The sequence below is a fragment of the Agromyces sp. Leaf222 genome (genome assembly GCF_001421565.1).
In the GTDB taxonomy this organism is placed as follows: Bacteria; Actinomycetota; Actinomycetes; order Actinomycetales; family Microbacteriaceae; genus Agromyces.
In genome coordinates this window covers 1,410,248-1,437,170 of the sequence record NZ_LMKQ01000001.1, presented here as the reverse complement: position 1 = coordinate 1,437,170, position 26,923 = coordinate 1,410,248, and the positions used below count along the sequence as shown (strand labels likewise).

Genomic DNA, 26,923 nt, shown 5'->3' with positions numbered 1-26,923 from the left:
GGCATCCGCCCATTCGCGAGCACGCCACGACGAGCGGAGAACGATGAGCGGCGACGGCACGAGGTTCTGGGTCGGCGCATCGACGGTCGGCGCACTCGGGTCGGCGGCCCGCGGCATCCGACCGCTCGATGTCGCGGCCGACGGCACGACCACGCTGGGCGAGCCGGTCGAGGTGGGCGAGAACCCCATGTTCCTCGCGGTCTCCCCCGCCGGCGTGCTCGGCATCGTGCACGAGCTCACCGAGGGGCGGGTCACGACGTGGGCGATCGACGGCGACACCGTGCGCCCGTTCGCGGCCGGCGGCGCGACCGATTCGGCCGACCCCTGCCACATCGCGTTCGATGCGAGCGGCGACTGGGCGTTCGCGGCGAACTACTCGGGCGGCAGGGTCACAGCGCACCAGGTGGTTCCGGATGCCGCGGCCGACGCCGCGCTCTTCGCCGCGTTCAGCGGCACCGGGCCCGACACCTCGCGGCAGGAGTCCTCGCACCCGCACCAGGTGGTGCTCGACGACGCCCGCGCGCGCCTGCTCGTGCCCGACCTCGGATCCGACCGCATCCGCGTCGTCGGCCTCGCGTCGCTGCCGGGATCGCTGGAGCGTGCCGACGGCGACGACATCTCGGTGCACCCCGGCGCGGGCCCACGCCATCTCGTCGTGCTCGGCGACGTCGCGATCGTCGCGAACGAACTCGACCGCACGGCGAGCGTCATCGACCTCGTCGAAGGGCGCGAGCTGGCCTGGTTCCCGGTCGACGAGCGCGTGACGCCGCGTGGGCTCGGCCTCTCGGCGATCCGGGCGACGCGCGCCGGAACGGTGCTCATCGGCGACCGCGATGCCGATGCGCTGGTCGCGCTGCGCTTCGACGCCGCTGCCGGAACGCTCGAACGCGTCGCGTCGGTGCCGACCGGCGGGCACCACCCGCGCGACCTGCACATCACCCTCGATGAGCGGTTCGCGCTCGTCGCCGATCAGGCCTCGGACTCGATCGCGATCGTCGCCCTCGAAGCGGGCGTGCCGACGCGCGTCGTCTCGACGATCGCCACGCCGGCTCCCGCGTGCCTGGCACGCCTTCCCTGACGCTCGCCCGCCGGGCGGACTTCGCGGCTCAGTTGTAGCCGAGCACCACGATCGCGGACGTCGTCGGCGAGAGCTCGTCGACGAACGCGATCTCCTCGAGTCGCGTGTCGTCCGGGGATTGCGTCATCGCGGTCACCTGCCTCTGCGTGGGATGGTTCACCACGCTACGGGAGCCGCGCTCGGAGTTCACTGTCCGTGTCGTCCAAGTTTGCCGGCACTCTTCGCCAGAATGTCACAGTGCCGGTGGATGTCACGGCGCCGGCGGATGTCGCGGTGCAGGTGGATGTCACGGTGCCGGCGGAGTCTCGGCAGCGGCCGGGCGTCAGCCGGGCGGGTAGAGGTACAGCGCGTCCGCCTTGGCGATCGTGCGCTGGTGATACGAGTGGTCGGAGTTCTGGTTGTACTCCTCGATGTTCACCGTGCCGTCGCCGTTGATCGACTGCACATAGGCGACGTGGTTGTACGGGAACCAGGCGACCGCGCCGACGACCGGCTCACTGCTCGTCGGCCAGCCGTGCGAGACCCATTCGTCGGCCCACGCGTACGCGCTGCCCGCGGCGAGGTTCGACCAGTCCCACTTCCAGGGAGCGCTCGTGACGCCGGCGTCGCGATTCAGCCGCCAGGCGACGAAGTCGACGCACTCGCGGTAGTAGTAGCGGAGCGGCGAGAGCCCTCCGCCGTAGTCGTCGGGGATCTGGTCCCACCAGGGGTAGTCGTCGCCTTCGGCCTTGACGGTGTAGATGGCGTAGCTGCCCGACCCGCGCGAGGCGAGCTCGGCCGCCCAGGCAGCCTGCGCCGCCTCCTCCGCGGAGAGCGCAGCCTCGTCGATCTCCTGCTTCGTGGTGACGGCGTAGGCGTCGGACGAGATCGGGGCGCCGCTGGCCACCGACGAGACGTCGAGGTCCTGGGCTTCGGCCACGGCGAAGCTGAAGGCGCCGCCAGGCTGGAACGCATCGCCGCCGGGCATGAACGCGTAGGCCGGTACGGCGACCGTGCCGAAGATGGCGGGCACCACGAGCAGCGTCGCGAAGACCCGGACCGGGCCGGTTCGGCGCACGGTCATCGGCTTGCGGATCGCGCTCGGCGCCGTCGGGGAGCCGGCCGGGTTCTTGGGGACGTCGGCAGAGGCCGGGTTCTTCGGAACCGGGGCGGATGCCGCGGCGCTGCGCCGACCGGTACGAGGCGCCGACCGTGCCCCGCCGCGCGAACGGCCGACGGACTCAGCCGCGCGCCGTTGCGAGCGCGACGGCTGCTCGGCGTGGTCTTCGTGCAAAGTCGATCCTCCGGACACAGCCCGGCCGCGGCGCGGCTCGGTTCGGGTTGATGTACGTCATCGCCGGTCGGGTGCTCCGGAGACTCGTTCCACCTTAGGGCACCCGGTGGGCGAAAGTCACTCGGGCGAGTCGATCAGTGGGCGGCGGACTCCGAGAGCTTCGTGATGAACAGGGTCTGCGCCGCGATCATGCGCTCGATCTCGCCCGGGTCGACCGATTCGTCCGACGCGTGGATACGCGACTGCGCGGTGTCCTCTGCGCCCCAGAGGATGATCGCCCCATCGGGCGCGATCTTCTGCAGCGAGGCCACGAGCGGGATCGACGCGCCGCTGCCGATCTTCTCCACGGCCCCTGCGTAGGCCTCCTCCAGCGCCGCCCCCGCGGCGATGATGGCGGGGTGGCTCTCGTCGACCGCGAACGGTTGCCCGACCTTGACCTTGGCGACCTCGACCTCGCAGTTCCACGGCCGCTGCGACCGGAGGTGGTCCATGAGCGCGTCGAGCTGGGCCTCGCCGTCGGATCCAGGCACGATGCGCATCGAGAGCTTCGCCGTCACCTCCGGCAGGAGCACGTTCGAGGCCTCGGCCGTGTTCGGCAGGTCCATGCCGAGCACGGTGACCGACGGCTTCATCCAGATGCGGTCCGAGAGCGATCCGGTGCCGAGGAACTCGACGCCGGGGAGGATCGCCGAGCCGTCGCGATAGACCTGCTCGTCCATGTCGGCGCCGCCCCATCGACCGTGCTCGACACCGGGAATCACGGTGTCGCCGTGCTCATCGTGCAGGGAGTCGAGGATCCGGATCATCGCGGTCATCGCGTCGGGCGCTGCGCCGCCGAACATGCCGGAGTGCACCGGGTTCGCGAGCGTGCGCACCGTGACCGTGCAGGCCACGTCGCCGCGCAGGGCTGTGGTCAGTCCAGCGCGGCCGACGCGCTGCGGCCCGATGTCGCCGATGACGTACGCGTCGGCGGTGAAGAGGTCGGGGTTCGCCTCGACGAAGGCCTCGAGATGCGAGATCGTCTCCTCCTCGCCCTCGACGAGGATCTTCACGTGGCACGGCCGGTCGGGGCCGAGCAGCTTCAGCGTGCCGTAGTGGATCACGAGACCGGATTTGTCGTCGGCCGCCCCACGCCCGTAGATCCGGCCGTCCTCCTTGGTGACGGGTTCGAACGGCTCGCTCGACCAGCCCTGGCTCTTCGGCGCAGGCTGCACGTCGTAGTGCGCGTACAGCAGGACCGTCGGCGAGCCCGCCGGGCCGGGCAGGTCGGCGTAGACGCACGGGTAGCCGTCCGGCACGTCGAGGAGCTTCACCCCGGTGGCGCCCGCCGCCTCGAAGAGTTCGACGACGGCAGCGCCCATCGCGTGCACCGGCTCGGGGTCGAAGCCCGGGAACGCGACGGACGGGATCCGCACGAGGGCCTCGAGACGCTCGATCACCTCGGGCATCAGCTGGGCCGCTGCGGCGGAGATCTCTTCGGACATGGGCTTCCTCCTCGTCGAACGAGCTTGCGTCGATGGCGGCCGAACTCGTCGGCGCGCGGTGGGATCAGGCGGGTACGACCAGCTGGATGAGCAGGCCCGCCCCCACGACCGCGATCCAGGACACCAGCATCGGGATCGTGAACGAGTGCCAGACGGGCACCTGGGTGAGCTTCGTCGATCCGGTCAGGTCCGTCTCGACGGCGGCGATCTGGGAGCCGTTGGCCGGGAACAGCCACACGCCGATGAGCGACGGCCACATCGCGGTGATGACGCCGGGGGCGAGACCGGCGGCCAGGGCGATCGGGATCATCGTGTTCGTCGTCGCCGACTGGCTGGTCGTGAGACCGCAGACGATGAAAAGGGCGACCGCGAGCAGCAACGGGTTGGTCTCGATCATCGCGCCGAGCGGCTCGATGATCGTCTCCTCATTCGCCGCGATGAAGGTGTCGGCCATCCACGCGATGCCGAAGAGCGCCACCGCGGCGACGAAGCCGGCCTTGAGCAGGGGCTGCTCGACGACCTTCGCAGGCTTGACCTTGCGCACGAGGATGATCACGAGCGCCACGGTGAACATGATCATCTCGATCACGGTCGACATGCCGATCGGCACGAGTTCGCCCTCCTCGTCGGGGAAGGCCGGACGAAGCGAGGGGAACAGGCCGAACAGCACGATCAGCAGCGTGCCCGAGACGAAGATCCACGCCGAGACGGCGCCGCCCGGCGGCACGGGGTGCTCGATCGGGGCCCGGGACGTCGCCGCGCTCCGCGAGGCGCCGCCGCCGCCGCCAGGAGCGGTGGCGGTCGCCGTGGCGGTCGCCGTGCCCCCGACCGCGCCACCGCCGACCTTGGCTTCGTAGCGCTGCTTGAGCGAGGCCGGCACCTCGACGGTGCCCGCCTTGACCCGCTTCAGGAACTCGGGGTCGTCGAGGAGGTCCTTGCCGAGTCGCTGCTGCACGAACGAGGTCACGATGCAGGCGACGATGGCGGCGGGAACCGTGATGAGGAGGATCTGGGGCAGTCCGTATCCGGTGCCGTCCATCAGCACCAGATATGCAGCCATGGCCGCAGAGACCGGACTCGCGGTGATGCCGAGTCCCGACGTGACCGTCGATGCCGCGAGCGCCCGTTCCGGTCGCTGACCGTTGCGATACGACGTCTCGTAGATCACGGGGATGAGGGCGAAGAAGATGTTCGACGTGCCCGACAGCACCGTGAACACGAACGCGACGAGCGGCGCGACATAGGTGAGCCGCTTCGGGTTGCGCTGGATGATCTTCGACGCGATCGAGACGAGGTAGTCGATGCCGCCCGCGGCCTGCATCGCCGACGACGCCGTGATCACGGCGATGATGATGAAGAAGGCGTCGATCGGGATGGCGCCCGGTGGGAGGTGGAACCCGAACACGAGGATCACGGTCCCGACGACGCCCCAGAGCCCGAGCCCGAGACCACCGGTGCGAACGCCCATGGCGATGGCGCCGACGACGACGACCGCTTGCAGGACGACCAGGAAGATCTCCATGGTTACCTACCCCCCTCCGAGCCGCCGGATCACTCGCCGGACGCCTGCAGTTCGCGTCCGTGCGCCGTGATCGCGTAGATGACGAGCACGTCGATGGCGATGACGATGATCGCCCACCACGGCTGCGCGGGAACGAGGAGCAGCTGCCCGATGGCGCTGAGCCCAGCCGCGATGATCGCGACGATGCGGGCCCATGTCGCACCGGAGAACAGCGCGAAGCCGGTGAGGGTCAGCACCACGCCGATGATGAGGTTCCACCATCCCCAACCGGTGAGGTCGAACAGGAAGAGCGTCCCGTTGCCGACCGCGTAGTAGTAGTTCGATCCGATGAGGGCGATCGAGCCCTGAATGATGCTGAACAGACCGCTCAGGATGAGGATGAAGGCGGCGAAGCCGATCCATCCGACCCAACCGCTCAGTTGCCGAGACTCAGCCATGACAAGTACCGCCCATCTGCGATGTGATCCGCTCACGACCCCTCTTGAGCGGATGCCCCCGGATCGAAATCTCGATCTTGTGCCGAGTATGGCGCTCGGCGTCGCCCGGGGTCAACAACCCGCTTCGCGTGTCGTGGGTGGCGTGGGCCCGCTCTGCTCAGCCCGTCCGGTCCGGGCCCGCCCCGGCCCGGCCCGGCCCGGCCGTCGAGGATCAGGCTGCGGTGGAGAGGTACTCGTCCCACTGCGGGAGGGTCCGCTCGAACCCGCGCACGACCCAGCTGCGTCCGTGCGGCATGCGCGGGGTGAAGCGCAGCTCCCAGCCCATCTCGGCGGGCGTGTGGTCGCTCTTGATGTTGTTGCAGCGCAGGCAGCACGCGACGAGGTTCTCCCACGTGTCGCGTCCGCCGCGAGAGCGCGGCAGCACGTGGTCGATGGTCGCGGCCGATCGGCCGCAGTAGGCGCACCGGTGCTCGTCGCGGCGCAGCACCCCCCTGCGACTCACGGGCACCGCGTGCACGCGGGGCGTGCGCACGTATCTCGTGAGGATGATCACGCTCGGTCTCTGCCACGAACCGCTCGCCGCGCAGACGGGGTTGCCCTCGTCATGCTGAATCACGGTTGCCTTCTGGTTCATGACCAGCAGCAGGGCCCGCTTGAACGAGATGACCGCGAGGGGCTCATAGCCGGCGTTGAGCACGAGGGTGCGCATGGAGTGCCTTTCGATCGGGGCTGGATGGCTTCCAGCCGCGTGAACGGGTCGACGCTCCGACGGCGCTGCGGCCGCTCGATGGCACGGGTGGGGCGGATGCCGCTCGCCGCCGGGTTCCGCCCCGAAAACGCAGAACGGGCACCGTCATGAAGACAGTGCCCGTCGAAACGTCGGCTCGTGCGGTACTCGGCTGACTACTGCGCCGTTGGTGGAATTGCGCGCGCGCATCCGTGGAATGGATGCTGCACGTGCGAACCATCGGCGTTCCCCTCGCCCGGATCTCAGATCGTCAGAGCTTCAGGCTACGGCATGAACGCCGCGGAGGGGCATCCTCCGCGGCGTTCGGCAGCCGTGTCATCCGATGTTCACCGATCAGATGCCGATGCGGACGATCGTGTAGTCGCTGGTCCAGATGGGCTGCACCCGAACCGAGGCGCCCTCGTAGGGGGCGTGCAGGATCATGCCGTTGCCGGCGTAGAAGCCGTCGTGGCCGTCCATGATCACGAGGTCGCCCGGCTGCGCGTCGGCCTCGGAGATGACCGTGCCCATAGCGCCCTGCCCAGCGGAGGAATGGGGCATGGCGACGCCGAACTGGGCGTAGACGTACATGACGAAGCCCGAGCAGTCGAAGCCGGCGGGGGTCGCACCGCCGTAGACATACGGGGTGCCGATGTACTGCGTCGCGACGCCGTACACGCTGCCGAGGTCGAAGCTCGGATACGGCGGGTTCGCCAGGAAGTCGCCGACCGACGGGCCCTCGTACGACGCGGCGTACGAGGTCATCGCGGTCTCGGCTGCGACGCGCGCGGCCTCGGCGGCGGCAGCGGCCTCGTCGGCCTGTCGCTTGGCCTCGGCGGCAGCCTCGATCTCCTCGGCCGTCACGGCGGCGAAGCCGTCCTTCGTGACGGGCGCGGCGATGACGTCTTCGGCGACCTCGACCGACTGGGCCTGCGCCTTGGTCATCCTGGTCTCGGCGCTCGTCGCGAACTGCGGGCCCGTGCTGCCCGGCGCGAACGCATAGGCGGGGATCGCGATGGTTCCGACGATGCCGGCTGCGATCGTCATGACCGCGACGTTCGCGACGCCGCCACGGCGGAGCCGGCGGGTCGAGGCGAGCGGTCGTGCGGCAACGGCCGCATCGACGGTGGGCTTGGGTTCGGGGCTGACGCTGGGGACGACGACCTTCGAGGCGACGCCCCGCTTCGGTGACGTGAAACGGCGGCGTGGGGTGAATCGAGCCAAATCGGGTTTCCTCCACCGCCCCACGGAGTCGGGCTCCGTCTCACCTGGTGCGCTCGAGGCGCGTCTTCGTCCTGAACCGGGCGGTGAGTGCCGAGGGGCGATCCCGATTCTGGTCCGACGACCGGCTTCGTGCCGTCGAACTCGACCGAGAATACGCGAGGGTTGCTTGAATGTCACATTCCGATCACGGTTTACTGCGATCCCTTGCGAACTCTCAGGTTCATTCCGGGTTCATTCCGCGACGAAGATGTGCCCCGCGACCTCGTTCGGGAGCTCGAGCGCGCCCTCGACGCCGTCGACCTCGACGGCGACGTATGCGCCGCTGCGCGTGAAGGTCGCGGAGGCCCCCGGCATGATGCCGGCCTGCTTGAGCTGGAGGAGGAGTTCGGGGTCGAACTGCACCGGCTCGCCGAGCCGGCGCACCACGCCTCGCACCGCGGAATCACGCTCGGCGATGGCGTCGGTGACGCGCACCACACCCGTCATGAACGGGTCTGCCGGCGTCAGGCCGAGCTCTTCGAGGCCGGGGATGGGATTGCCGTACGGCGACTCCTTCGGCTCGCCGAGGATCTCGATCAGGCGACGTTCGACCTGCTCGCTCATGACATGCTCCCAGCGGCATGCCTCGTCGTGCACGTACTCCCACTCGAGCCCGATGACGTCGGCGAGCAGGCGCTCAGCGAGTCGGTGCTTGCGCATCACGTGCACGGCCTTGCTGCGGCCCTCGGCAGTCAGCTCGAGGTGACGGTCGTCGGAGACGACGACGAGTCCGTCGCGCTCCATGCGGGCCACGGTCTGCGAGACCGTGGGCCCCGAGTGACCGAGCCGCTCGGAGATGCGGGCGCGAAGCGGCACGATGTGCTCTTCTTCGAGGTCGAGAATGGTCCGGAGGTACATCTCCGTCGTGTCGATGAGATCCGTCACCAGTAAGCCCTCCCTGTCGCAGCCCGTCATCAAGCCTAGCCCGCTGCAACGGCTCGGTAGACTTCCGTCCATGCCGAGCATCGTGATCCCCAGCGACCTCCTGCCCGCCGACGGACGATTCGGCTGCGGCCCCTCCAAGGTGCGCCCCGAACAGCTGGCCCACCTGGCGGCCGTCGGCCCGTCCCTGCTCGGCACCTCGCACCGTCAGGCCCCCGTCAAGAACCTCGTCGGCCGCGTGCGCTCGGGCCTGTCCGACCTCTTCGACCTTCCAGACGGATACGAGGTCGTGCTCGGCAACGGCGGTTCGACCGCATTCTGGGATGCCGCGGCATCCGGTCTCATCGAGCGCCGCGCGCAGCTGAGCTCGTTCGGCGAGTTCGGCCAGAAGTTCGCCGGCGCCGCGGCCGCGCCCTGGCTCGAGGCGCCCGACGTGCGCAAGGCCGCCGCGGGCACGCGTTCGAACCCCGAGGCCGTCGAAGGCGTCGACGTGTACGCGTGGCCGCACAACGAGACCTCCACCGGCGTCATGGCGCCCGTGCAGCGCGTCTCGGGCGACGAAGGCGCGCTCACCGTCATCGATGCGACGAGCGCCGCGGGCGGCGTCGCCGTCGACCCGAACGAGTTCGACGTCTACTACTTCGCCCCGCAGAAGAACTTCGCCTCCGACGGCGGCATCTGGTTCGCCCTCCTCTCCCCGGCCGCGATCGAACGCGTCGAGCGCATCGCCGCGAGCGAGCGGTACATCCCCGAGTTCCTCTCGCTGAAGAACGCGGTCGACAACTCGCGCCTGAACCAGACCCTGAACACGCCGGCCCTCGCCACGCTGCTGCTCCTCGAGAACCAGCTCGAGTGGATGAACGCGTCGGGCGGACTGAGCTGGGCCGACGCCCGCACCAGGGAGTCCTCGTCGGTGCTCTACGACTGGGCGGCGCGCACCACGGTCGCGACCCCGTTCGTCGCGGACCCCGCCGATCGCTCGCAGGTCGTCGTGACGATCGACTTCGACGAGTCGACGGATGCCGCGCGCATCGCCTCGATCCTCCGCGAGAACGGCGTCGTCGACACCGAGCCCTACCGCAAGCTCGGGCGAAACCAGCTCCGCGTCGCGACCTTCACCGCGATCGAGCCCGACGACGTCCGTGCGCTGACCGCCTCGATCGACTACGTGCTCGAGCAGATCGGCTGACGCCGATGCGGCTCTGGCTCCCCGAGGCGGAGCGTCGGCCCGATCCGGCGCCCGCCCGGGCCGACGCGCGAAAGGCGGTGCTCGCGGGCACCGCCCTGTGGCTCGTCGCCCTCGTGGTGTGCCTGCTGCTGCGCGACGCGCTCGCGTCGTCGGGGCTCGGCTGGCTGATCTGGGCGTGCGCCGTCGGCGTGCTGATCGGCGTCGTCTCGCTCGCGGTCGTGCAGGCGATCAGGCGCCGGCGCGCACGTCAGCGCTCGGGCGACGCGTCCTGACGCTCGGCGTCGGGCGCCTCGGTGACGGCCGCCTCTGCGGCTGACGTGTCGTCGTCCAGCTCGGCGGAGTCGTCGTCCGACTCATCGTCGTCCGACTCGTCGTCATCAACCGACTCGTCGTCATCAACCGACTCGTCGTCATCGTCCGACTCGTCGTCATCGCCCGACTCGTCGTCATCGTCCGACTCGTCGTCATCGGTGTCGGCGTCGTCGGACTCGATCGGTCCGTCGAGCGCGTCGATGTCGATGCCGTCGAAGACGTCGTCGTGCTCTTCGTCGTCGTGCTCATCTTCGTGCTCTTCGTCGTCGTCGAACTCGTCGTCGCCGACGATCTCGAGCTCCTCGGACGCGTCGTCGAAGTCGCGCTCGTCGGCGTCGAGCTCCTCGCCCGCTTCACGAGCGGCGACCGCGGCGACCGCCTGGTTTGCTCGATAGTCGGCGAGCCGCTCCGACCACGGCACCCAGGCGGGAGCGAGCAGTGCCCGCTCTCCGGGCATGAGCTGCGTCTCGACGATCGTCGGCTCGTCGTCGTCGACGCGCACGATCGTGACGCTCCAGTGCCAGCCGGGATAGCCCGACATGTCGGAGGCGAAGTGCAGCGTGAGCACGTGCTCGTCTTCGGCGATGTGGCCGATGACGGAACCGACCGTCTCGGGCGCCGTCGTCTCGAGCAGGGCCCGTCGCGCGAGGTCGACCGAGGCGAGGAGCACCGGGTCGGGCTCGAAGATCACGGGCTCGGGCACAGCATCGGGCTCGTCGGACTCGGGCGACGCGTCGGGTTCGGGCTCTGCGTCCGGCTCGGGCGCTGCGTCCGGCTCGGGCGCTGCGTCGGGCTCCGCCGCCGTCGGCTCGGATGCCTCGAGCAGAGCGTCGGGTGCGACGGCCTCGGACGTCGACTCGGCGGCATCCGTCTCGGATTCGGTGAACTCAGGCATCCAGGTCGTCAGCCACCTTGCGCAGCACGGTTGCGACCGTGCGCGCCTTGGACTTCTCGGGGTAGCGGCCGCGACGGAGGTCTGCGCCGATCGAGTCGAGGAGCTTGACGACGTCTTCGATGATGATCGCCATGTCGTCGGCGGGCTTGCGATTGATCTTCGCGAGGCTCACGGGTGCGTCGAGCACGCGGACCGAGAGCGCCTGCGCGCCGCGCTTGCCCTCGGCGAGACCGAACTCGAGTCGGCTGCCCGCGCGCACGGTCGCACCGGCGGGAAGAGCGGATGCATGGAGGAAGACCTCCTGGCCGTCATCGGAGCTGATGAAGCCGAATCCCTTCTCCTCGTCGTAGAACTTGACCTTGCCGGTGGGCATCGTGGAAACCTCGCTCATGTCGTCGAAGGCGCGCGAGAAGACGTGCGCCGTGCATGCACCAGTCTAGAGTCACGCCCCCCTCGGGCGGTGCGCTGCCCTATCCTTGCAGGGTGAGCGAAACCCAGCAGTCCGGCAGCCAGCGCATCGAACGCGTTCTCGCATACATGTTCACTGGTCTCGTCATGCTCTCCGTCGCCGCGTTCATCGCCGTGCTCATCGCGACCATGGCGGGCGTCGCCGAGAACGACGGCTTCAGCCAGGGCGTCTGGCCGATCGTGATCATGCTGCCGTGGTTCGGCCTGCCGCTCGCGTTCCTGCTCCTCATCTCCCTCTTCATCGTGCACGCCGTGAACCGCTCGCGCACCGCGCGGGCCCAGACGAACTGATCGGAGACGATGCTCGAACTCGCCGCACGACTCCGCTCGCTGCCCCGCGCCGACCTCGAGGCGGCGCTGGCGACGCGTGAGTTCGATGCCACCGGCATCCGCGACCTCTTCGACCTCGCCGAGGTGCTGCTCGCTCCCGATTCACTCGACCACGTCATCTCCCGCCTCGACCGCCCGCGCCTCGCGGTGCTCGCGGCGACCGCGAACCTGACCGCCGACCACACGGGCACGACGGTCGATGCGGTGGCCGGTGAGCTCGCACGGCTCGGCGCATCGGCAGAGCTCGCGGCCGCCGTGCCCCAATTGCTGCGCCGACTCGCCGACTCCCTGATCCTCACGGTCGACGATCAGCGCGTGCACCTGCCCGCAGCGGTCTCCGGCCGCCTCGCAGTGCGCATGGAGCGCGACATCCCGGATGCCGCCGAGCTGGCCGCTCCCGCTCCGCCCGTGCTCGTCGGGGTCGACGACGTCGACCGCACGCTGCTCGATCGGCGGGCCGCAGAATCCGCGTACGCGACGGTCGCCGCCACCGCCGAACTGCTCGCCGCCGTCGGCAACCAGCCCGCCCGCGAACTCGCGAAGGGCGGCCTCACGCTGCCCGACTCGAAGCGGCTCGCCGAGGCGTGCGGCATCGACCTCGACGCGCTCCCCCGCCTGTTCCACCGCGCCGACGAGGCCGGCCTCGTGTTGCGCGACGGCGCGTACTGGCTCGAGTCCGACATCGGCGCCGAGTGGTCGCAGCTGGGTTCGGCCGACCGCTGGCAGCGTCTCGCCGAACAGTGGCTCGCCCGCATCCCCCCGTCGTTGCGCGAGCTCGTCGCACGACGCAGCGAGTCGATCTCGGCGACCGACCTGCGCGAAGACGTGCGCTGGCTCTATCCGGCTGGCGGAAAGTGGCTCGACGACGGCCTCGACCGCCTGGTCGACGACGCCGAGGCGATCGGCCTCGCGGTCGCCGGCGAACCCGTCGAGTCGGGCCGCCTCGTGCTCACCGGCGAGGTGAACCGCGCCGCATCCGCCCTCGCCGTGCACTTCCCGGCGCAGGTCTCCAAGGTGTACGTGCAGCACGACCTCACCGTCGTCTCCCCCGGCCCGCTCGAGCCGGCGCTCGACGCCCGCCTGCGGGGGTTCGCCGACGTCGAGGGGCGCGACCTGGCCTCGACCTATCGCGTGAGCGCGGCATCCGTGAACCGTGGCCTCGCCGCGGGTGAGACGTCGGAGTCGATCCTCGAGTTCCTCGGCGGCATCTCGCTCACCGGGATCCCGCAGCCCGTCGCCTACCTCGTCGGCGAGGCCGCGCGGCGGTTCGGCAGCGTGCGCGTCGCCGCAGCAGACGAGGCCGATCTGCCGGCCCGCACGGTGGTGCGCTCCGACGACGACCAGCTCATCGGCACCCTCGCCGTCGACCAGACCCTGAACGCGGTCGGGCTCCGACAGGTGGGGCCGCACCGCCTGCTCTCGCGCTTCGCCCCCGACGTCGTCTTCTGGGCGCTGGCCGACGCCCGCTACCCGGTCGCGGCCGAAGACCATGAGGGCACCATCGTGCGCCTGCGGCGGCACCACCTGGCGCAGTCTCCGCCGGTGCCGCCCGCGAGCGATCCGATCGCTGCACTGCTCGACCGGCTCCTCGCCAAGAACGACGACGACGCGACCGACGAGGTCGCCTGGCTCGCCCGCCAGCTCGAGGCGGCCGCCCGCTCGAAGGAGACGCTCACGGTCACCGTGCGCATGCCGGGCGGCACCACCGCCGACTACCTGCTCGCCCCCGCGAGCGTGGCGAACGGGCGTCTGCGGGCACGGGACCGCAAGGCGGACATCGAGCGCACGCTGCCCCTCTCCGCGATCGCCTCCGTCGCCCCGGCGCCGTCGAACGTCTGAGCGCGCGCCGAGAATCAGGTCGCGCCCTGAATCGGATGCCGGTGGCCGCCGATTGCGCGACGGCGGCCGACCACCCATGAACCGGGCGTAGACTCGATGGCTATGTCAGACGGCCCCCTCATCGTGCAGAGCGACCGAACCGTGCTGTTGGAAGTCGCGCACCCGCTCGCAGAGGACGCGCGCCACGACCTCGCGGTCTTCGCCGAACTCGAGCGCGCACCAGAGCACGTGCACACCTACCGCATCACGCGCCTCGGACTCTGGAACGCCAGGGCCGCCGGGCACACGTCCGACGACATGCTCGGCACGCTCGAGCGCTATGCGAAGTTCCCCGTGCCGCAGACCGTCTCGGTCGACATGAGAGAGACGGTGGCACGATACGGCCGGCTCGTCGTCGACCGCACCGACGACGGCGCGCTGCGCCTGCGCTCCGACGACATCGCGGTACTCACCGAGGTCGCCAACGCGAAGCGCATCGCACCGCTGCTCACCGAGCGCATCGACGACGGGTTCCTCGTCGAGGCGTGGGCCAGGGGCGCCCTCAAGCAGGAGCTCGTGAAGCTCGGCTGGCCCGCAGAAGACCTGGCGGGGTACACGCCCGGCACGCCGCATCCGATCGACCTCGACGAATCGGGCTGGCACCTGCGCGACTACCAGCAGAAGGCCGTCGACAACTTCTTCGACGGCGGCTCCGGCGTCGTCGTGCTGCCATGCGGCGCCGGAAAGACGCTGGTCGGCGCGGGCGCGATGGCCACCGCGAAGACCACGACCCTGATCCTCGTGACGAACACCGTCTCGGCGCGGCAGTGGCGCGACGAGCTGCTCAAGCGCACCAGCCTCACCGCCGACGAGATCGGCGAGTACTCGGGGCAGGTGAAGGAGGTCAAGCCGGTCACGATCGCGACCTACCAGATCCTCACCGCGAAGCGAAAGGGCGAGTACGCCCACCTGGCGCTCCTCGATGCGCTCGACTGGGGCCTCGTCGTCTACGACGAGGTGCACTTGCTGCCCGCCCCCGTGTTCAAGCTCACCGCGGAGCTGCAGGCCAGGCGCCGTCTCGGCCTGACGGCGACGCTCGTGCGCGAGGACGGCCGAGAGGGCGACGTGTTCAGCCTCATCGGCCCCAAGCGATTCGACGCCCCCTGGAAGGAGATCGAGGCCCAGGGCTTCATCTCCCCCGCGGCCTGCTACGAGGTGCGAATCGACCTGCCGCAGTCCGAACGACTCGCGTACGCGGCATCCGCCGACGACGAGCGCTACCGGCTCGCAGCGACCGCGCCCGCGAAGCTCGAGGTCGTGAAGGAGCTCGTCGCCAAGCACCGCGGCGAGCGCATCCTCGTGATCGGCCAGTACCTCGACCAGATCGACGAGCTCGCCGAGGCGCTCGGCGCTCCGCAGCTGACCGGTGCGACCTCCGTCGACGAACGCGAACGCCTCTTCCAGGAGTTCCGCGACGGCACCACGCAGGTGCTCGTCGTGTCGAAGGTCGCGAACTTCTCGGTCGATCTCCCCGAGGCGACCGTCGCGATCCAGGTCTCGGGTTCGTACGGTTCGCGTCAAGAGGAGGCGCAGCGACTCGGGCGCCTGCTGCGGCCGAAGGAGTCCGGCCTCACCGCCAACTTCTACACGCTCGTCGCGCGCGACACCGTCGACCAGGACTTCGCGCAGAATCGCCAGCGGTTCCTCGCCGAGCAGGGATACAGCTACACGATCCTCGACGCGCACGCGCTCGAAGCCGCCTGAGCCGCGCGGTTGCGGTCGCGGTCGCGGTCGCGGTCGCGCCTGAGTCTCGCTCGGCCGCGTTGCGAGTTCAGCCCCGCACGTAGCGGAGCAGCAGCAGGTCGCCGGCCGGCATGGCGTGCCCGAGCTTCATGGAGCGGGCGGCCTCACGGCTGCCCTGCACGATGCGTCCGGCCTCGCCGCCGACGAGCATCGGGCTGAGCGAGAGGCAGACCTCGTCGACGAGGTCGGCGTCGAGCAGCGCACCGAACAGGTGCGGCCCGCCCTCGCAGAGCACCTGCGCGAGGCCGAGGTCGGCGAGTGCGCGCTGCGCCTCGGCGAGGTCGACCACGTCGCCCTCTCCTTCGCCGCACACGAGCACGTCGGCCACCTCCGCCAGCGCGGCCCGACGCGCCTCAGCCGCGGCCGCATGGGTGACCACGACCGGCCGCCGCACGGCATCGCGGAAGAACGGATGCCGCGGGTCGAGGTCGAGCCGTGACGAGACCACGGCGATGCGGGGCTGGTCTGCGAGCCCGTGGGAGCGCCGCCACGCGGCATCCGCCTCGTCGACCGCGAGGCCGCCGTAGCCCTCGACCCGAACCGTGCCGGCCCCGACGAGCACGACGTCGGCGACCGTGCGCATGACCTGCATCGCGAGCCGGTCGTTCGCGTCGCCGAGCCCGCCGCTGCGCCCGTCGACCGTGACCGCTCCGTCGATGCTCGCGACGAAGTTCATGCGGATCTGCGGCATGGACCGCTGCTCGGGCGCGTAGGCGGCGAGCAACCGCTCGCGATCGACGGCGGCCTCGCCGGTCATCGGTTGTGCTCCAGGAACACAGGTTCGCGCCAGCCCTCGATCGCCTCGACCATGCGCATCGCGTCGACCGTCTCGCGCACGTTGTGCACGCGCACGATGCGCGCGCCGCGCAGCACGCAGTACACGGCGGCGGCGATCGAGCCCTCGACGCGTTCGGCGCGCGGGCGCCCGAGGCTCTCGCCGACGAAGTCCTTGTTCGAGAGCGCGACGAGCGTCGGGTAGCCGATGGCGACGATCTCGTCGAGGCGCCGCGTGAGCTCGAGCGAGTCGAGCGTGTGCTTGTTCAGGTCGTGGCCCGGATCGATGATGATGCGATCGGGCGCGACGCCCGCCGCCTCGGCCCTCGCCACCCGGGAGCGCAGGTAGTCGGCCACCTCGAGCACCACGTCGTCGTACCGCGGCGACGGAAGCGGCGTGCGCGGCGCCGCCAGGCTGTGCGTGATGACGACCGAGGCGCCGGTCTCGGCGAGCACCTCGGCCATCGCGGGATCGCTGAGCCCCGTGGTGTCGTTCACGACATGCGCCCCCGCGGCGATCGCGGCCCTGGCGACCTCGGCGTGGAACGTGTCGACCGAGATGACGGCTCCCGCGTCGGCGAGTGCCGCGACCACGGGCACCACGCGGTCGATCTCCTCGGAGACGGGAACGGGTGGACCAGGCGCGAACTTGGCGCCGCCGATGTCGATCCAGTCGGCGCCATCGGCGATCGCCCGACGCCCGGCCGCGACGGCGGCGTCGAGCGCGTCGGTGCGGCCCCGATCGTAGAACGAGTCGGGCGTGCGGTTCACGATCGCCATGACCGCGACCTCGCGCGCGAAGTCGAAGGTGCGCGGGCCGATGGTGCGCACCATGCCGTCGACGGAAGGCGACGACGATGCGGCCGCGGCCGCCGTCACGAGGCGTCCCCGGCGAGCGCGTCGAGCGGCACGGAGGAGTCGGCCAGTTCCTCGCGCGAGACCACGCGACCCGACCTGATGAGGCGTTGGACCTGCTCGTTGACATCCCACACGTTGATGTTCATGCCCGCCACGACGCGACCGTCGGCTGCCAGCCAGAAGACGATGCCCTCTCGGGTCGTGCCGGGCCCCGACGCCGCCGTGAGCGGCACGTCGCCGCGCACCACGACCTCGGCGCCGACGGCGAGGTCGCCGTAGCCCGAGTACTCCATGCCGAGGTCGAACTGGTCGGTGAAGAAGTAGGGGACCTCGTCGAAGACGACCGGCTCGCCCGCGAGGGCGCGCCCCGCTGCGGCGCCGCTCGCCAGGGCGTTCGCCCAGTGCTCGACGCGCAGGTGCCGCTCGAGCACGCGGTTCCACACCGCGGCGACGTCGCCGGCGGCGAAGACGTCGACGGCGCTCGTGCGGAACGACGCGTCGGTCACGATGCCATCGTCGACCCTCAGCCCGGCGGATGCCGCGAGCTCCGCATTCGGGATCGCGCCGATGCCGAACACCACCAGGTCGGCCGCGACCTCCTCGCCCGTGCCCAGCACGACCGCCGCGACCCTGCCGCGCTCGCCCCTGAGCGCCGTGACGGCCGCCCCGCCGCGGATCGCGACGCCGTGCTGCTCGTGCAGCCCCCGGAACATGCGACCGAGCCCTTGGCCGATCACGGCCTCGAGCGGCTCGTCGCCCCGGACGATCACGCTGACCTCGTTGCCGTATCCGCGCGCCGCGGCAGCCACCTCGAGGCCGATCCACCCGCCGCCGACCACGACGACGCGACGATCACCTCGACGGAGCGCCGTTCGCAGCCTCGTCGAATCGGGCAGCGTGCGCAGCACGTGCACGCCGCGGAGCCCGGCACCAGGGCCGGAGAACCGACGCGGTCGGGCGCCCGTCGCCAGCAGCACGCGGTCGTAGTCGAGCGTCGAGGTCGCTCCGTCGGAGTTCGTGACGTCGAGCGTGTGCGCCGCGGGATCGAGCGCGACCGCGCGCGCGCCCCGTCGCACGTCGATCTCGTGCCGCCGGTACCACCGCTGATCGTGCGGGTAGACGCTGCTCGCGGCATCCGCCCCGTTCAGGTAGCCCTTCGAGAGCGGCGGGCGCTCGTGCGGCAGGCGAGGCTCCTCGGCGACCACCACGACCTCGCCTTCGAAACCCGCCTCGCGGACCGATCCCACCGCCGAAGCCGCCGTCAGACCGCCGCCGACCACGACCACTCGCTCATGTGACGCCATAGGCCAAGTGTTCCATTCGGCGCACGGATTTCACGACCCTCGAAGAATGTTCAGGAAAGTTCCAGCCAGTGCGCAGAAGATGGTCAACATGAGCGATGGACCACGCATTCTCATCGTCGATGACGAGCCCAACATCCGCGACCTGCTCACCACGAGCCTCCGCTTCGCCGGCTTCGCCGTGCGAGCGGTCGGCAACGGCGCCCAGACGATCTCGGCGGTCCTCGAAGAGGAACCCGACCTGATCATCCTCGACGTCATGCTGCCCGACATGAACGGCTTCGGCGTCACCAAACGCCTGCGTTCGGCCGGCTACACGGCGCCGATCCTGTTCCTCACGGCGAAAGACGACACCGAAGACAAGATCACGGGTCTGACGGTCGGCGGCGACGACTACGTCACCAAGCCGTTCAGCCTCGACGAGATCGTCGCGCGCATCAAGGCCATCCTGCGCCGCACGATGCACGCCGAAGAAGACGCCGTCATCCGCACCGGCGAGCTCGTCATGGACCAGGACACCCACGAGGTGCTCGTGGGCGACGTGCCCGTCGAGCTCTCCCCCACCGAGTTCAAGCTGCTGCGCTACCTCATGCTGAACCCGAACCGAGTGCTCTCGAAGGCGCAGATCCTCGACCACGTCTGGGAGTACGACTTCAACGGCGACGCCGGCATCGTCGAGAGCTACATCTCCTACCTGCGACGGAAGCTCGACCAGCACTCGACCGAGCCGCTGATCCAGACGAAGCGCGGGTTCGGGTACATGCTGAAGTCCTCGGCCTCCAAGCCCTGACTCAGGGTCCACCACTTAGACTCGCCCCGCTATGCATCAGACGATCTCCGAGCGGTGGAACCGCATCTCGCTGCGCACCAAGATCACCGGTGTGACGGTGCTGATGCTGACCCTCGGGCTGCTCGTCTCCGGCATCGGCACGGCCGCGATGCTGCGCTCCTACGTCGAGGACCAGATGTCGGCGAAGCTCGGCAGCATCGCGGGCGGCAGCCTCGACAAGTACTTCGTCGCCGACGAGTCCGACGCCTCGCCCGACAAGGACTCGCGCGCGTTCTCCGAGAACGACCAGGTGTTCGTCGCCGTCTACGACGCGACGACCGGCATGCTCGACGGCACCAACTGGGACGACCGGCCGATCGAGGATCGGCCGCGCATCCCCGAGTCATTCACCCAGGCCGACGTCAACGCGACGAACGCGCAGAGCTCGGGCAAGTACACGGTGTTCGAGTTGAAGGACGCCGACGGCAACAAGACCTTCCGCGGCGTCACGGCGCTCATGGTCGCCGACCAGCACGGGGTGTACTCGCCGATCATCATCGCGATCTCCTCGAAGGACACCGAGTCGCTCATCGCGGTCTACCTCACGATCTTCCTCGGCTTCGGCATCGGCGTCGTGCTCGTCGGCGCGCTGCTCACCCGCATGCTCGTGACCACCACGTTCACGCCGCTCCGCGAGGTCGAGGCGACCGCGGCCGCGATCGCCGACGGCGACTTCAGCCAACGACTCGGCGGCGCGACGCCGAACACCGAGGTCGGCCGGCTCAATCGCTCGCTGAACACGATGCTGAACCGCATCGACCGGGCCTTCCGCGATCGCGCGCGCACGATCGAGCAGATGCGCCGCTTCGTCGGCGACGCGTCGCACGAACTGCGCACGCCGCTCGTGTCGGTGCGCGGGTATGCCGAGCTCTACCGCATGGGCGCCCTGCAGACCCCCGACGACGTGGCACAGGCCATGGAGCGCATCGAGAAGGAGGCCATCCGCATGGGCGGCCTCGTCGAGGACCTCCTCGCCCTGGCCCGTCTCGACGAGGCGAAGCCCCTCGTGCTCGCCGAAGTCGACCTGGTGCCCCTCGCCCGCGACGCCGCCCTCGACGCCATGGCCGCGCACCCGGGTCGCACGATCACCGTCACGACCCCCGACGACGTCACCGCCCCGGATGCCGCGGCGGCACCGGTCGGCAGCACCCCCGCCGTGACCGGTGCCGCACCCGACCGACCGGCGACCGGGGCGATCTCGTTCGCGGGTGCGACGCTCGCCCGCCTCCGCAATCGCCGGCCGCGCACGACCGAGCCGTCCACGACCGGCGGCAAGCGCGTCGTCGCCGTGCCGGCGGCCACGGCGGCTTCGACGAGCGCGGCGGTCTCCGCGAACGATGCTCCGGTCAACGGCGCGACCCGTCCCGCATCCGCCGGGTCCGGAGCCTCGCGGGCCGTGGTGCTGGCCGAGGAGAACAAGATCCGCCAGGTGATCACGAACCTGATGGGCAACGCCATGCGGTTCACGTCCGACGACAGCCCGGTCGAGATCCGGGTCAGCGCGGATTCCGCTACCGAGCGCGCGATGATCCAGATCGTCGATCACGGCGAGGGCATCCCCCCGCAGATCCGCGAGAAGATCTTCCAGCGGTTCTGGCGAGCCGACACGTCGCGCACGCGCGAGACCGGAGGCTCCGGGCTCGGCCTCGCGATCGTGTCCTCGATCGTGGCGGCGCACAATGGCGCCGTCGACGTCGTCGAGACCCCGGGCGGCGGCGCGACGTTCCGCGTGCTCCTGCCCCTCGCCGGCAGCTCGGCCGCCCCGCAGCCCGTCACGACGGACTGATCTCCGGGCACTCCTCCTCCCCTTCGGCTCGGCTCGCCGCTGCGCGCACACGACCGTCTCCCCGCGGCTCGATGCAGGGGACGCTCGGCGTACCGTGGCGGCACCAACCGAACGAAAGGACCCCCATGTCGAGTTACCACGTCGATGCCGCCCAGGTCTCGGCCGCGACCCAGACCGTGCAGGGCACGATCGGCCGCATCCAGTCCGAAGTCGCGTCGCTCCTGGGCCAGCTCACGGGGCTGCAGTCCTCGTGGTCGGGTCAGGCGGCGACGGCCTTCCAAGGGGCGGTCTCCGACTGGCGTGCGACGCAGCTGCAGGTGGAGCAGAGCCTCGACGGGCTCAACCATGCGCTCGGCCTCGCCGCCACGCAGTACACCGAGGCCGAGCAGGCCAACGCGCGGCTGTTCCTGCGCTGATCGCGCGAACTCCCCGCACGCGACGAAGGGCGCCTCCGGAACAGAGGCGCCCTTCGCGCTGATCAGGCCGTGACGGCCGTGGATCGGTTCGGACTAGAAGTCCATGCCACCCGTGGGGTCGCCGACCGGAGCCGGGTTCTTCTCGGGCTTGTCGGCGACGACGGCCTCGGTGGTGAGGAACAGGCCGGCGATCGACGCTGCGTTGAGCAGTGCCGAGCGGGTGACCTTCACCGGGTCGTTGATGCCGGCGGCCAGCATGTCGACGTACTCGCCGGTCGCGGCGTTGAGGCCCTGGCCGACCGGGAGGTTGCGCACGCGGTCGACCACGACGCCCGGCTCGAGGCCGGCGTTGAGGGCGATCTGCTTGAGCGGAGCGTCGATCGCGACGCGCACGATGTTCGCGCCGGTCGCCTCGTCGCCCGTGAGCTCGAGCTTCTCGAAGGCGGTCTTGCCCGCCTGGATGAGGGCGACGCCACCACCGGCGACGATGCCCTCTTCGACGGCTGCCTTCGCGTTGCGGACGGCGTCTTCGATGCGGTGCTTGCGCTCCTTGAGCTCGACCTCGGTGGCCGCGCCCGCCTTGATGACGGCGACGCCGCCGGCGAGCTTCGCGAGGCGCTCCTGGAGCTTCTCGCGGTCGTAGTCGGAGTCGGTGTTCTCGATCTCGGCGCGGATCTGCGCGACGCGACCGGCGATGCCCTCTTCGTCACCGGCACCCTCGACGATGGTCGTCTCGTCCTTGGTGATGATGACCTTGCGGGCCTGGCCGAGCAGGTCGAGGGTGACGTTCTCGAGCTTGAGGCCGACCTCCTCGGAGATGACCTGGCCGCCGGTGAGGATCGCGATGTCCTGGAGCTGCGCCTTGCGACGGTCGCCGAAGCCGGGGGCCTTGACGGCGACCGACTTGAAGATGCCGCGGATCTTGTTCACGATCAGGGTCGCGAGCGCTTCGCCGTCGACGTCCTCGGCGATGATGAGGAGCTGCTTGCCGGTCTGGATGACCTTGTCGACGATCGGCAGGAGGTCCTTGATGTTCGAGACCTTGCCGTTGACGATCAGGATGTACGGGTCTTCGAAGACCGCTTCCTGGCGCTCGGGGTCGGTGACGAAGTACGCCGACAGGTAGCCCTTGTCGAAGCGCATGCCCTCGGTGAGCTCGAGCTCGGTGCCGAACGTGTTCGACTCCTCGACGGTGACGACGCCTTCCTTGCCCACCTTGTCGATGGCCTCGGCGATCAGCGCGCCGATCTCGAGGTCGCCGGCGGAGATGGACGCGGTGGCGGCGATCTCCTCCTTGGTCTCGACCTCCTTGGCGTTGGCGACGAGCTCGGCGGTCACTGCGGCGACGGCCTTCTCGATGCCGCGCTTCAGCGAGATGGGGTCGGCGCCTGCGGCGACGTTGCGGAGGCCCTCGCGCACGAGCGCCTGGGCGAGCACGACCGAGGTCGTGGTGCCGTCACCGGCGACGTCGTCGGTCTTCTTGGCGACCTCCTTGACGAGCTCGGCGCCGATCTTCTCGTACGGGTCGTCGAGCTCGATCTCCTTGGCGATCGACACGCCGTCGTTCGTGATGGTGGGAGCGCCCCACTTCTTCTCGAGCACGACGTTGCGACCGCGCGGGCCGAGGGTCACCTTGACCGCGTCGGCGAGCGTGTTGAGGCCACGCTCGAGACCGCGGCGGGCCTCCTCGTTGAAAGCAATGATCTTTGCCATGTGTGTTTCTCGTCCCTTCTCGGACGTCTCAAAGATTCTCGTTAGCACTCGATTCGAATGAGTGCTAAGACGATTCTGGCACTCGACTGCCATGAGTGCAAGCGAGCGCCCGATGGCGCACACGGTTCACTCAGGGTGCGAACGACACCGATCCGGTCGTCGGCACGAGCTCGATCCAGGTGTTGCCCGGAGCCAGCAGGAGCGGGTCGCCGCCGTCGGACGTGAGCACGATCGGGGCCGCCTGCGCACTCTTGCTCCACGTGCCGTGCGCCGTTCGTCCGCCGACCGACACCCACGCCTCCCCCCTACCGACGAGCACGGTCTTCGGCACCTCGCCATAGCGCCAGTCGATGTCCACGCGGAGGGTCACCACGTTCACGGCCTGCACCTGCGCGCCGGTGTCGTCGAAGTCGGGTGCGCCCTCCTGCGACCTGAGCCAGACGGATGCCGCGGCATCCCATGACCACGACGGATACCGTTCGTCGGAGAAGACCTGCGAGATGCCGGACGTCGGTTTCGCCGCGAAGGCGGGCGCGGAGAGCGGGTCGGTGCCGCCGTAGGCGAACTGCACCGCGGGCGGAGGCAGCTCGGCGTTGCGCGCGAGCACCTCGGTCGCATCGAGGATCACGTCGTGCGGGCCCGGGCGTTCGTCGGCGCGGGTGAAGAGCCCGGTGTCGTCGAAGTCGAAGACCACGTTGACGAGCGGGGTCGCCTGCATCATCTCGACGAACTGCTCCTGCCCGCCGGAGTACGCGATGATGCCGCCGAACGGGGTCGCGATGTCGGGGTCCATCGGCCGGATCGAGCGCACGGGCCCGATCTGCGCCGGGATGTCGGAGTGCCACACCGCCAGGTAGCGCGTGAGCCCGCCCTCGACGAACTCCTCGAACACGATGTCGGCGCGGTTGAGCCCGATCTGCGGGCGCGCCTCCTCATGGTTGTCGATCTTCGCGGCGAGCGACGGATGCTGCATCGCGGCCCAATCGGCACGGGTGCCTCGCAGCGGCGCGAACGCGACGGCGGCCGGGACGCCGGATTCACCGACCGCGCGTGCTGGTGCCGTGGGCGTCGGCGTCGCGACGGGTTGCGGGCCTTCGGCGCTGCACGCGGCGAGCAGCAGGGCGGATGCCGCGAGCAGCACGAGGTGCGCCTGCCACCTCCCGGCAGATCCGCGCCGCCTCGCCATGCGCACAGCCAACCACCACGGCCCCGGCGAGTGCGGGCGACGCGCCGCATCGACATGCCGCTCGACCTCGGACGGCCGCCCTCGGGAGACGCTCGGCGGCGCGGATGACGATGCGCCGCCGGTGCGGGATCGGCGGCGCATCGTCGACGCGTCTGTCAGGCGGGGCGGACTGCCTCGGCCTGCGGGCCCTTCGAACCGGTGCCGACCTCGAACACGACCGCTTGGCCCTCTTCGAGGACCTTGTACCCGGTCATGTCGATGGCGGAGTAGTGGACGAAGACGTCCTGACCTCCGTCAGCGGTGATGAATCCGTAGCCCTTTTCAGCGTTGAACCACTTGACGGTTCCGTTCGCCATGCGTTGCTCCCATGTAGCTGTGTGTCGATCAGCACGTGCAGTCGCCTGTACCGGGCCCCCCTTCGTGCTGGACCAGTGGTGGTACCGGGCGTTCACACGGGTTCGAGCGACCAATTCCAGATACTAATGACGGGGACGCGCCGAAGAGAAGGGGTGAAACGCAACGAAATGTCGCGGAATGGCAACGATTCGCTGGATCTCAGCCTGCGACGCTCTCGGCGTACGTCGAGCCGACGACGAGCACGAGGGGCGTGCCGATCTCGCCGAACTTCGCGTCGAGGCGCACGTCGGCCCCTGGGACCGCCTGGGCGACGCCTCGCGCAGCGCCCTCGAGGTCGGCCGTCGCGTAGTAGACGACCGAATCCGTGATGGTGTTCTCGCTCGCGTTCGCGGTCGCGCCGACCGGGATGCCGGCGGCGGTGAGGGCATCGGCCGCGGTCGCGGCGAGGCCGGCCGTGTCGGTGCCGTTGAGTACCGTCACCGGCACATCGGGAGCGATCGTCGGCTCCGCGGTCACCACCGGCGTGGCCGGGGCCGTCGGGGTCGCCTCCGAGAAGTCGAGGCGATCGTTCGCCACGACGACCCACGTGATGCCGAGTCCGGTGAGCACGATCGTGGCGAGGGCCGCCCACCCGAACGCGATCCAGCGCGCTCCGCGGCGCTGCGGCGCCCGGTGGGCTCCGACACGCTCGATTCCGTGCGGGATGGTGTCGAATCGATCTCGAGGGGGGGTTTGCGCCATGGGTCCAGTCGTCGGTGTCGGGGCCTGCTCAGTCGAGCGTGCGGCCGTTCGAGAGCGAGCGTCGCGCGCGGGTCGCCGCCCGTGCGTCACGCAGTCGCTGGAGGCGCTTGACCAGCATGGGGTCGTGCCGGAGCGCCGCCGGCGAGTCGATCAGCTCTCCGAGGATCCGATAGTAGCGGGCGGCCGACATGTCGAACTCATCGCGGATGCCAGCGGCCTTCACGCCGGGCTGCTGCCAGGCGTGCGCCTCGAAGGCGAGCACGCGCAGGGCCAGATCGTCGAGCTGCGCGGTGTGGTCGTCGCGCGCGGTCTGTTCGACGCTCATCGTGCACCTCCCGCGGGCGACGGCGTCGCCTTCGGGTGACATCCTAGGGATGCCTCGCCGTGAGGGTGCCGAGCATCGGCGGCGTGTGTGCGCGCCGCCACTGCAGACCTGAGACGATGGAGGCATCCGCAGTTCTGAAAGGGAACCCCATGGCGTATCAGGTCGAGAAGTCCGACGACGAATGGCGCGAGCAGCTCGGTGACGAGCAGTTCCAGGTGCTGCGCGAGGCGGCGACCGAACGTCCGTGGACCGGAGAACTGCTCGACGAGGAGCGCGCCGGCGTCTACGCATGCGCCGCGTGCGGCTCCGAGCTGTTCAAGAGCGGCACGAAGTTCGACTCCGGATGCGGCTGGCCGAGCTTCTACGAGTCGGTGCGGCCCGAGGCCGTGCAGCTCATCGAAGACACTTCGCTCGGCATGGTGCGCACCGAGGTGCGCTGCGCGAACTGCGGCTCGCACCTCGGCCACGTGTTCCCCGACGGCTTCGGCACGCCCACCGGCGACCGGTACTGCATGAACTCGATCGCGCTCGACTTCACGCCCGAATCCTGAACGTGCGCCCGGTGCTCGACGCGGCTCGGGCCCGCCGCTCGGTCTCGAAGGTGACGGATGCCGCACCCGACGACGCCGAGCTCCTCGAGTTGCTCGCGGCAGCCGGTCGCGTCGCCGATCATGCAGCGCTGCGCCCCTGGCGGGTCATCGCGCTGCGGGGCGATGCGCGTGCCCGGCTCGGGGCCGCTCTCGCCGAGGCGTCGGGGCTCGACGCGTCGGACCCGCGAGGTGCGGCGAAGCTGGCCGCGAAGCCGTTGCGCGCGCCGCTGCTCCTCGCGGTCGTCGCGGTGCGCACGCCCGGTCATTCGAAGGTTCCCGAATGGGAGCAGGATGCCACGGCCGCCGGGGTCGCGCACCTGCTCAGCCTGCTGCTCGACGAGGCCGGCTGGGGCGTGATGTGGCGCACGGGGCCGCACACGCGGCATCCGGCGGTCGCGACCGCGCACGAGCTCGGCGACCACGAGGCGCTCCTCGGATGGCTCTACGTCGGAGGCAGGCCCTCCGGGTGGCGTGCCGAGCGGCGCAGGCCGAGCGATGCGACGGCACAGTTCAGCACCCTGCGATCGCGCGACTGACGCGGAGCTCCGGCTCAGGCCGCGTACTCC

28 protein-coding genes are annotated in these 26,923 nt (G+C 70.1%); 11 read left to right on the top strand and 17 right to left on the bottom strand.

Annotated features, from left to right (window positions below; genetic code table 11):
* Window positions 1–43 precede the first annotated feature (43 nt).
* The gene (locus ASE68_RS06260; protein ID WP_055856344.1) at window positions 44–1,078 is read left to right on the top strand and encodes a beta-propeller fold lactonase family protein; all 1,035 of its coding nucleotides are present in this window, start codon (window positions 44–46) and stop codon (window positions 1,076–1,078) included.
* A 322-nt stretch (window positions 1,079–1,400) separates the two neighbouring features.
* Here ASE68_RS06260 and ASE68_RS06255 read toward each other — a convergent pair whose 3' ends face one another.
* From ASE68_RS06255 to ASE68_RS06225, 7 genes are all read right to left on the bottom strand, one after another.
* Window positions 1,401–2,351, bottom strand: a complete 951-nt coding sequence (locus ASE68_RS06255) for a CHAP domain-containing protein (RefSeq protein WP_055856341.1) — start codon at window positions 2,349–2,351, stop codon at window positions 1,401–1,403.
* A 134-nt stretch (window positions 2,352–2,485) separates the two neighbouring features.
* Window positions 2,486–3,835 carry a M20/M25/M40 family metallo-hydrolase gene (locus tag ASE68_RS06250; protein ID WP_055856338.1) on the bottom strand — a complete coding sequence of 450 codons (1,350 nt, stop codon included), beginning with the start codon at window positions 3,833–3,835 and terminating at the stop codon, window positions 2,486–2,488.
* A gap of 64 nt (window positions 3,836–3,899) precedes the next feature.
* Entirely contained in the window at window positions 3,900–5,357 is a 1,458-nt protein-coding gene (locus ASE68_RS06245; protein ID WP_055856335.1) for an SLC13 family permease, read from the bottom strand.
* Window positions 5,358–5,386: 29 nt separating this feature from the next.
* A complete protein-coding gene (locus tag ASE68_RS06240) occupies window positions 5,387–5,794 on the bottom strand; it encodes a hypothetical protein (RefSeq protein WP_055856332.1) in 408 nt (135 codons plus the stop codon).
* 211 nt (window positions 5,795–6,005) lie between these two features.
* Window positions 6,006–6,503, bottom strand: coding sequence for an HNH endonuclease (locus tag ASE68_RS06235; protein WP_055856330.1), 498 nt, complete (start codon window positions 6,501–6,503; stop codon window positions 6,006–6,008).
* Between the two features lie 372 nt (window positions 6,504–6,875).
* A complete protein-coding gene (locus tag ASE68_RS06230; RefSeq protein ID WP_157421567.1) occupies window positions 6,876–7,568 on the bottom strand; it encodes a C40 family peptidase in 693 nt (230 codons plus the stop codon).
* 408 nt (window positions 7,569–7,976) lie between these two features.
* On the bottom strand, window positions 7,977–8,669 hold the full coding sequence (locus ASE68_RS06225) for a metal-dependent transcriptional regulator (RefSeq protein ID WP_055856324.1): 693 nt from the start codon (window positions 8,667–8,669) through the stop codon (window positions 7,977–7,979).
* 70 nt (window positions 8,670–8,739) lie between these two features.
* Here ASE68_RS06225 and serC point away from each other — a divergent pair, with 70 nt between their 5' ends.
* Window positions 8,740–9,855, top strand: coding sequence for a phosphoserine transaminase (gene serC, locus ASE68_RS06220; protein ID WP_055856322.1), 1,116 nt, complete (start codon window positions 8,740–8,742; stop codon window positions 9,853–9,855).
* Between the two features lie 5 nt (window positions 9,856–9,860).
* On the top strand, window positions 9,861–10,127 hold the full coding sequence (locus ASE68_RS06215; RefSeq protein WP_055856318.1) for a DUF2530 domain-containing protein: 267 nt from the start codon (window positions 9,861–9,863) through the stop codon (window positions 10,125–10,127).
* Here the strand turns inward: ASE68_RS06215 and ASE68_RS06210 are convergent.
* Together ASE68_RS06210 and ASE68_RS06205 are read right to left on the bottom strand one after the other, a co-directional pair.
* A complete protein-coding gene (locus ASE68_RS06210; RefSeq protein ID WP_055856315.1) occupies window positions 10,103–11,062 on the bottom strand; it encodes a DUF3027 domain-containing protein in 960 nt (319 codons plus the stop codon). The two genes, ASE68_RS06215 and ASE68_RS06210, sit on opposite strands and share 25 nt — an antisense overlap.
* Window positions 11,055–11,435 carry a cold-shock protein gene (locus tag ASE68_RS06205; RefSeq protein WP_055860839.1) on the bottom strand — a complete coding sequence of 127 codons (381 nt, stop codon included), beginning with the start codon at window positions 11,433–11,435 and terminating at the stop codon, window positions 11,055–11,057. The genes ASE68_RS06210 and ASE68_RS06205 overlap by 8 nt, the downstream gene beginning before the upstream one ends.
* A gap of 110 nt (window positions 11,436–11,545) precedes the next feature.
* Between ASE68_RS06205 and ASE68_RS06200 the strand changes: the two genes are divergently transcribed.
* From ASE68_RS06200 to ASE68_RS06190, 3 genes are all read left to right on the top strand, one after another.
* Complete coding sequence (locus ASE68_RS06200; protein ID WP_157421566.1) at window positions 11,546–11,821, top strand: multidrug ABC transporter ATPase; 276 nt, start codon at window positions 11,546–11,548, stop codon at window positions 11,819–11,821.
* A gap of 9 nt (window positions 11,822–11,830) precedes the next feature.
* Window positions 11,831–13,699, top strand: coding sequence for a helicase-associated domain-containing protein (locus ASE68_RS06195; RefSeq protein WP_055856309.1), 1,869 nt, complete (start codon window positions 11,831–11,833; stop codon window positions 13,697–13,699).
* A gap of 102 nt (window positions 13,700–13,801) precedes the next feature.
* On the top strand, window positions 13,802–15,442 hold the full coding sequence (locus ASE68_RS06190) for a DNA repair helicase XPB (protein WP_055856305.1): 1,641 nt from the start codon (window positions 13,802–13,804) through the stop codon (window positions 15,440–15,442).
* Between the two features lie 67 nt (window positions 15,443–15,509).
* Here ASE68_RS06190 and ASE68_RS06185 read toward each other — a convergent pair whose 3' ends face one another.
* The 3 genes from ASE68_RS06185 to ASE68_RS06175 are packed head-to-tail and all read right to left on the bottom strand — an operon-like array spanning window position 15,510 to window position 18,417.
* Entirely contained in the window at window positions 15,510–16,238 is a 729-nt protein-coding gene (locus tag ASE68_RS06185) for a pyrimidine reductase family protein (protein WP_055856303.1), read from the bottom strand.
* A complete protein-coding gene (folP, locus tag ASE68_RS06180; RefSeq protein WP_055860836.1) occupies window positions 16,235–17,089 on the bottom strand; it encodes a dihydropteroate synthase in 855 nt (284 codons plus the stop codon). The genes ASE68_RS06185 and folP overlap by 4 nt, the downstream gene beginning before the upstream one ends.
* A 41-nt stretch (window positions 17,090–17,130) precedes the next feature.
* On the bottom strand, window positions 17,131–18,417 hold the full coding sequence (locus ASE68_RS06175; protein ID WP_082462067.1) for an NAD(P)/FAD-dependent oxidoreductase: 1,287 nt from the start codon (window positions 18,415–18,417) through the stop codon (window positions 17,131–17,133).
* A gap of 88 nt (window positions 18,418–18,505) precedes the next feature.
* Between ASE68_RS06175 and ASE68_RS06170 the strand changes: the two genes are divergently transcribed.
* From ASE68_RS06170 to ASE68_RS06160, 3 genes are all read left to right on the top strand, one after another.
* A complete protein-coding gene (locus ASE68_RS06170) occupies window positions 18,506–19,204 on the top strand; it encodes a response regulator transcription factor (RefSeq protein ID WP_055860832.1) in 699 nt (232 codons plus the stop codon).
* Between the two features lie 31 nt (window positions 19,205–19,235).
* Window positions 19,236–21,029 carry a HAMP domain-containing sensor histidine kinase gene (locus ASE68_RS06165; protein WP_055856297.1) on the top strand — a complete coding sequence of 598 codons (1,794 nt, stop codon included), beginning with the start codon at window positions 19,236–19,238 and terminating at the stop codon, window positions 21,027–21,029.
* 125 nt (window positions 21,030–21,154) lie between these two features.
* Window positions 21,155–21,445 (top strand): WXG100 family type VII secretion target, encoded by a 291-nt coding sequence (locus tag ASE68_RS06160; protein ID WP_055856294.1) that lies wholly within the window; start codon window positions 21,155–21,157, stop codon window positions 21,443–21,445.
* A gap of 93 nt (window positions 21,446–21,538) precedes the next feature.
* Here the strand turns inward: ASE68_RS06160 and groL are convergent, their stop codons facing one another.
* The 5 genes from groL to ASE68_RS06135 form a co-directional block, all read right to left on the bottom strand.
* Window positions 21,539–23,158, bottom strand: coding sequence for a chaperonin GroEL (gene groL, locus ASE68_RS06155; RefSeq protein ID WP_055856291.1), 1,620 nt, complete (start codon window positions 23,156–23,158; stop codon window positions 21,539–21,541).
* 130 nt (window positions 23,159–23,288) lie between these two features.
* Window positions 23,289–24,344, bottom strand: coding sequence for a DUF3048 domain-containing protein (locus ASE68_RS06150; RefSeq protein WP_055856288.1), 1,056 nt, complete (start codon window positions 24,342–24,344; stop codon window positions 23,289–23,291).
* A 155-nt stretch (window positions 24,345–24,499) separates the two neighbouring features.
* Window positions 24,500–24,700 carry a cold-shock protein gene (locus ASE68_RS06145; protein WP_055856285.1) on the bottom strand — a complete coding sequence of 67 codons (201 nt, stop codon included), beginning with the start codon at window positions 24,698–24,700 and terminating at the stop codon, window positions 24,500–24,502.
* A gap of 199 nt (window positions 24,701–24,899) precedes the next feature.
* Window positions 24,900–25,442: a LytR C-terminal domain-containing protein gene (locus ASE68_RS06140; RefSeq protein ID WP_055856281.1), complete on the bottom strand. Its 543-nt coding sequence runs from the start codon at window positions 25,440–25,442 to the stop codon at window positions 24,900–24,902.
* A 28-nt stretch (window positions 25,443–25,470) separates the two neighbouring features.
* A complete protein-coding gene (locus ASE68_RS06135; protein ID WP_055856279.1) occupies window positions 25,471–25,767 on the bottom strand; it encodes a DUF3263 domain-containing protein in 297 nt (98 codons plus the stop codon).
* A 149-nt stretch (window positions 25,768–25,916) separates the two neighbouring features.
* On the opposite strand from ASE68_RS06135, the gene msrB reads away from it, so the two are divergent.
* Together msrB and ASE68_RS06125 are read left to right on the top strand one after the other, a co-directional pair.
* On the top strand, window positions 25,917–26,318 hold the full coding sequence (gene msrB / locus ASE68_RS06130; protein WP_055856275.1) for a peptide-methionine (R)-S-oxide reductase MsrB: 402 nt from the start codon (window positions 25,917–25,919) through the stop codon (window positions 26,316–26,318).
* A gap of 2 nt (window positions 26,319–26,320) precedes the next feature.
* Entirely contained in the window at window positions 26,321–26,893 is a 573-nt protein-coding gene (locus ASE68_RS06125; RefSeq protein WP_055856273.1) for a nitroreductase family protein, read from the top strand.
* Window positions 26,894–26,923 lie beyond the last annotated feature (30 nt).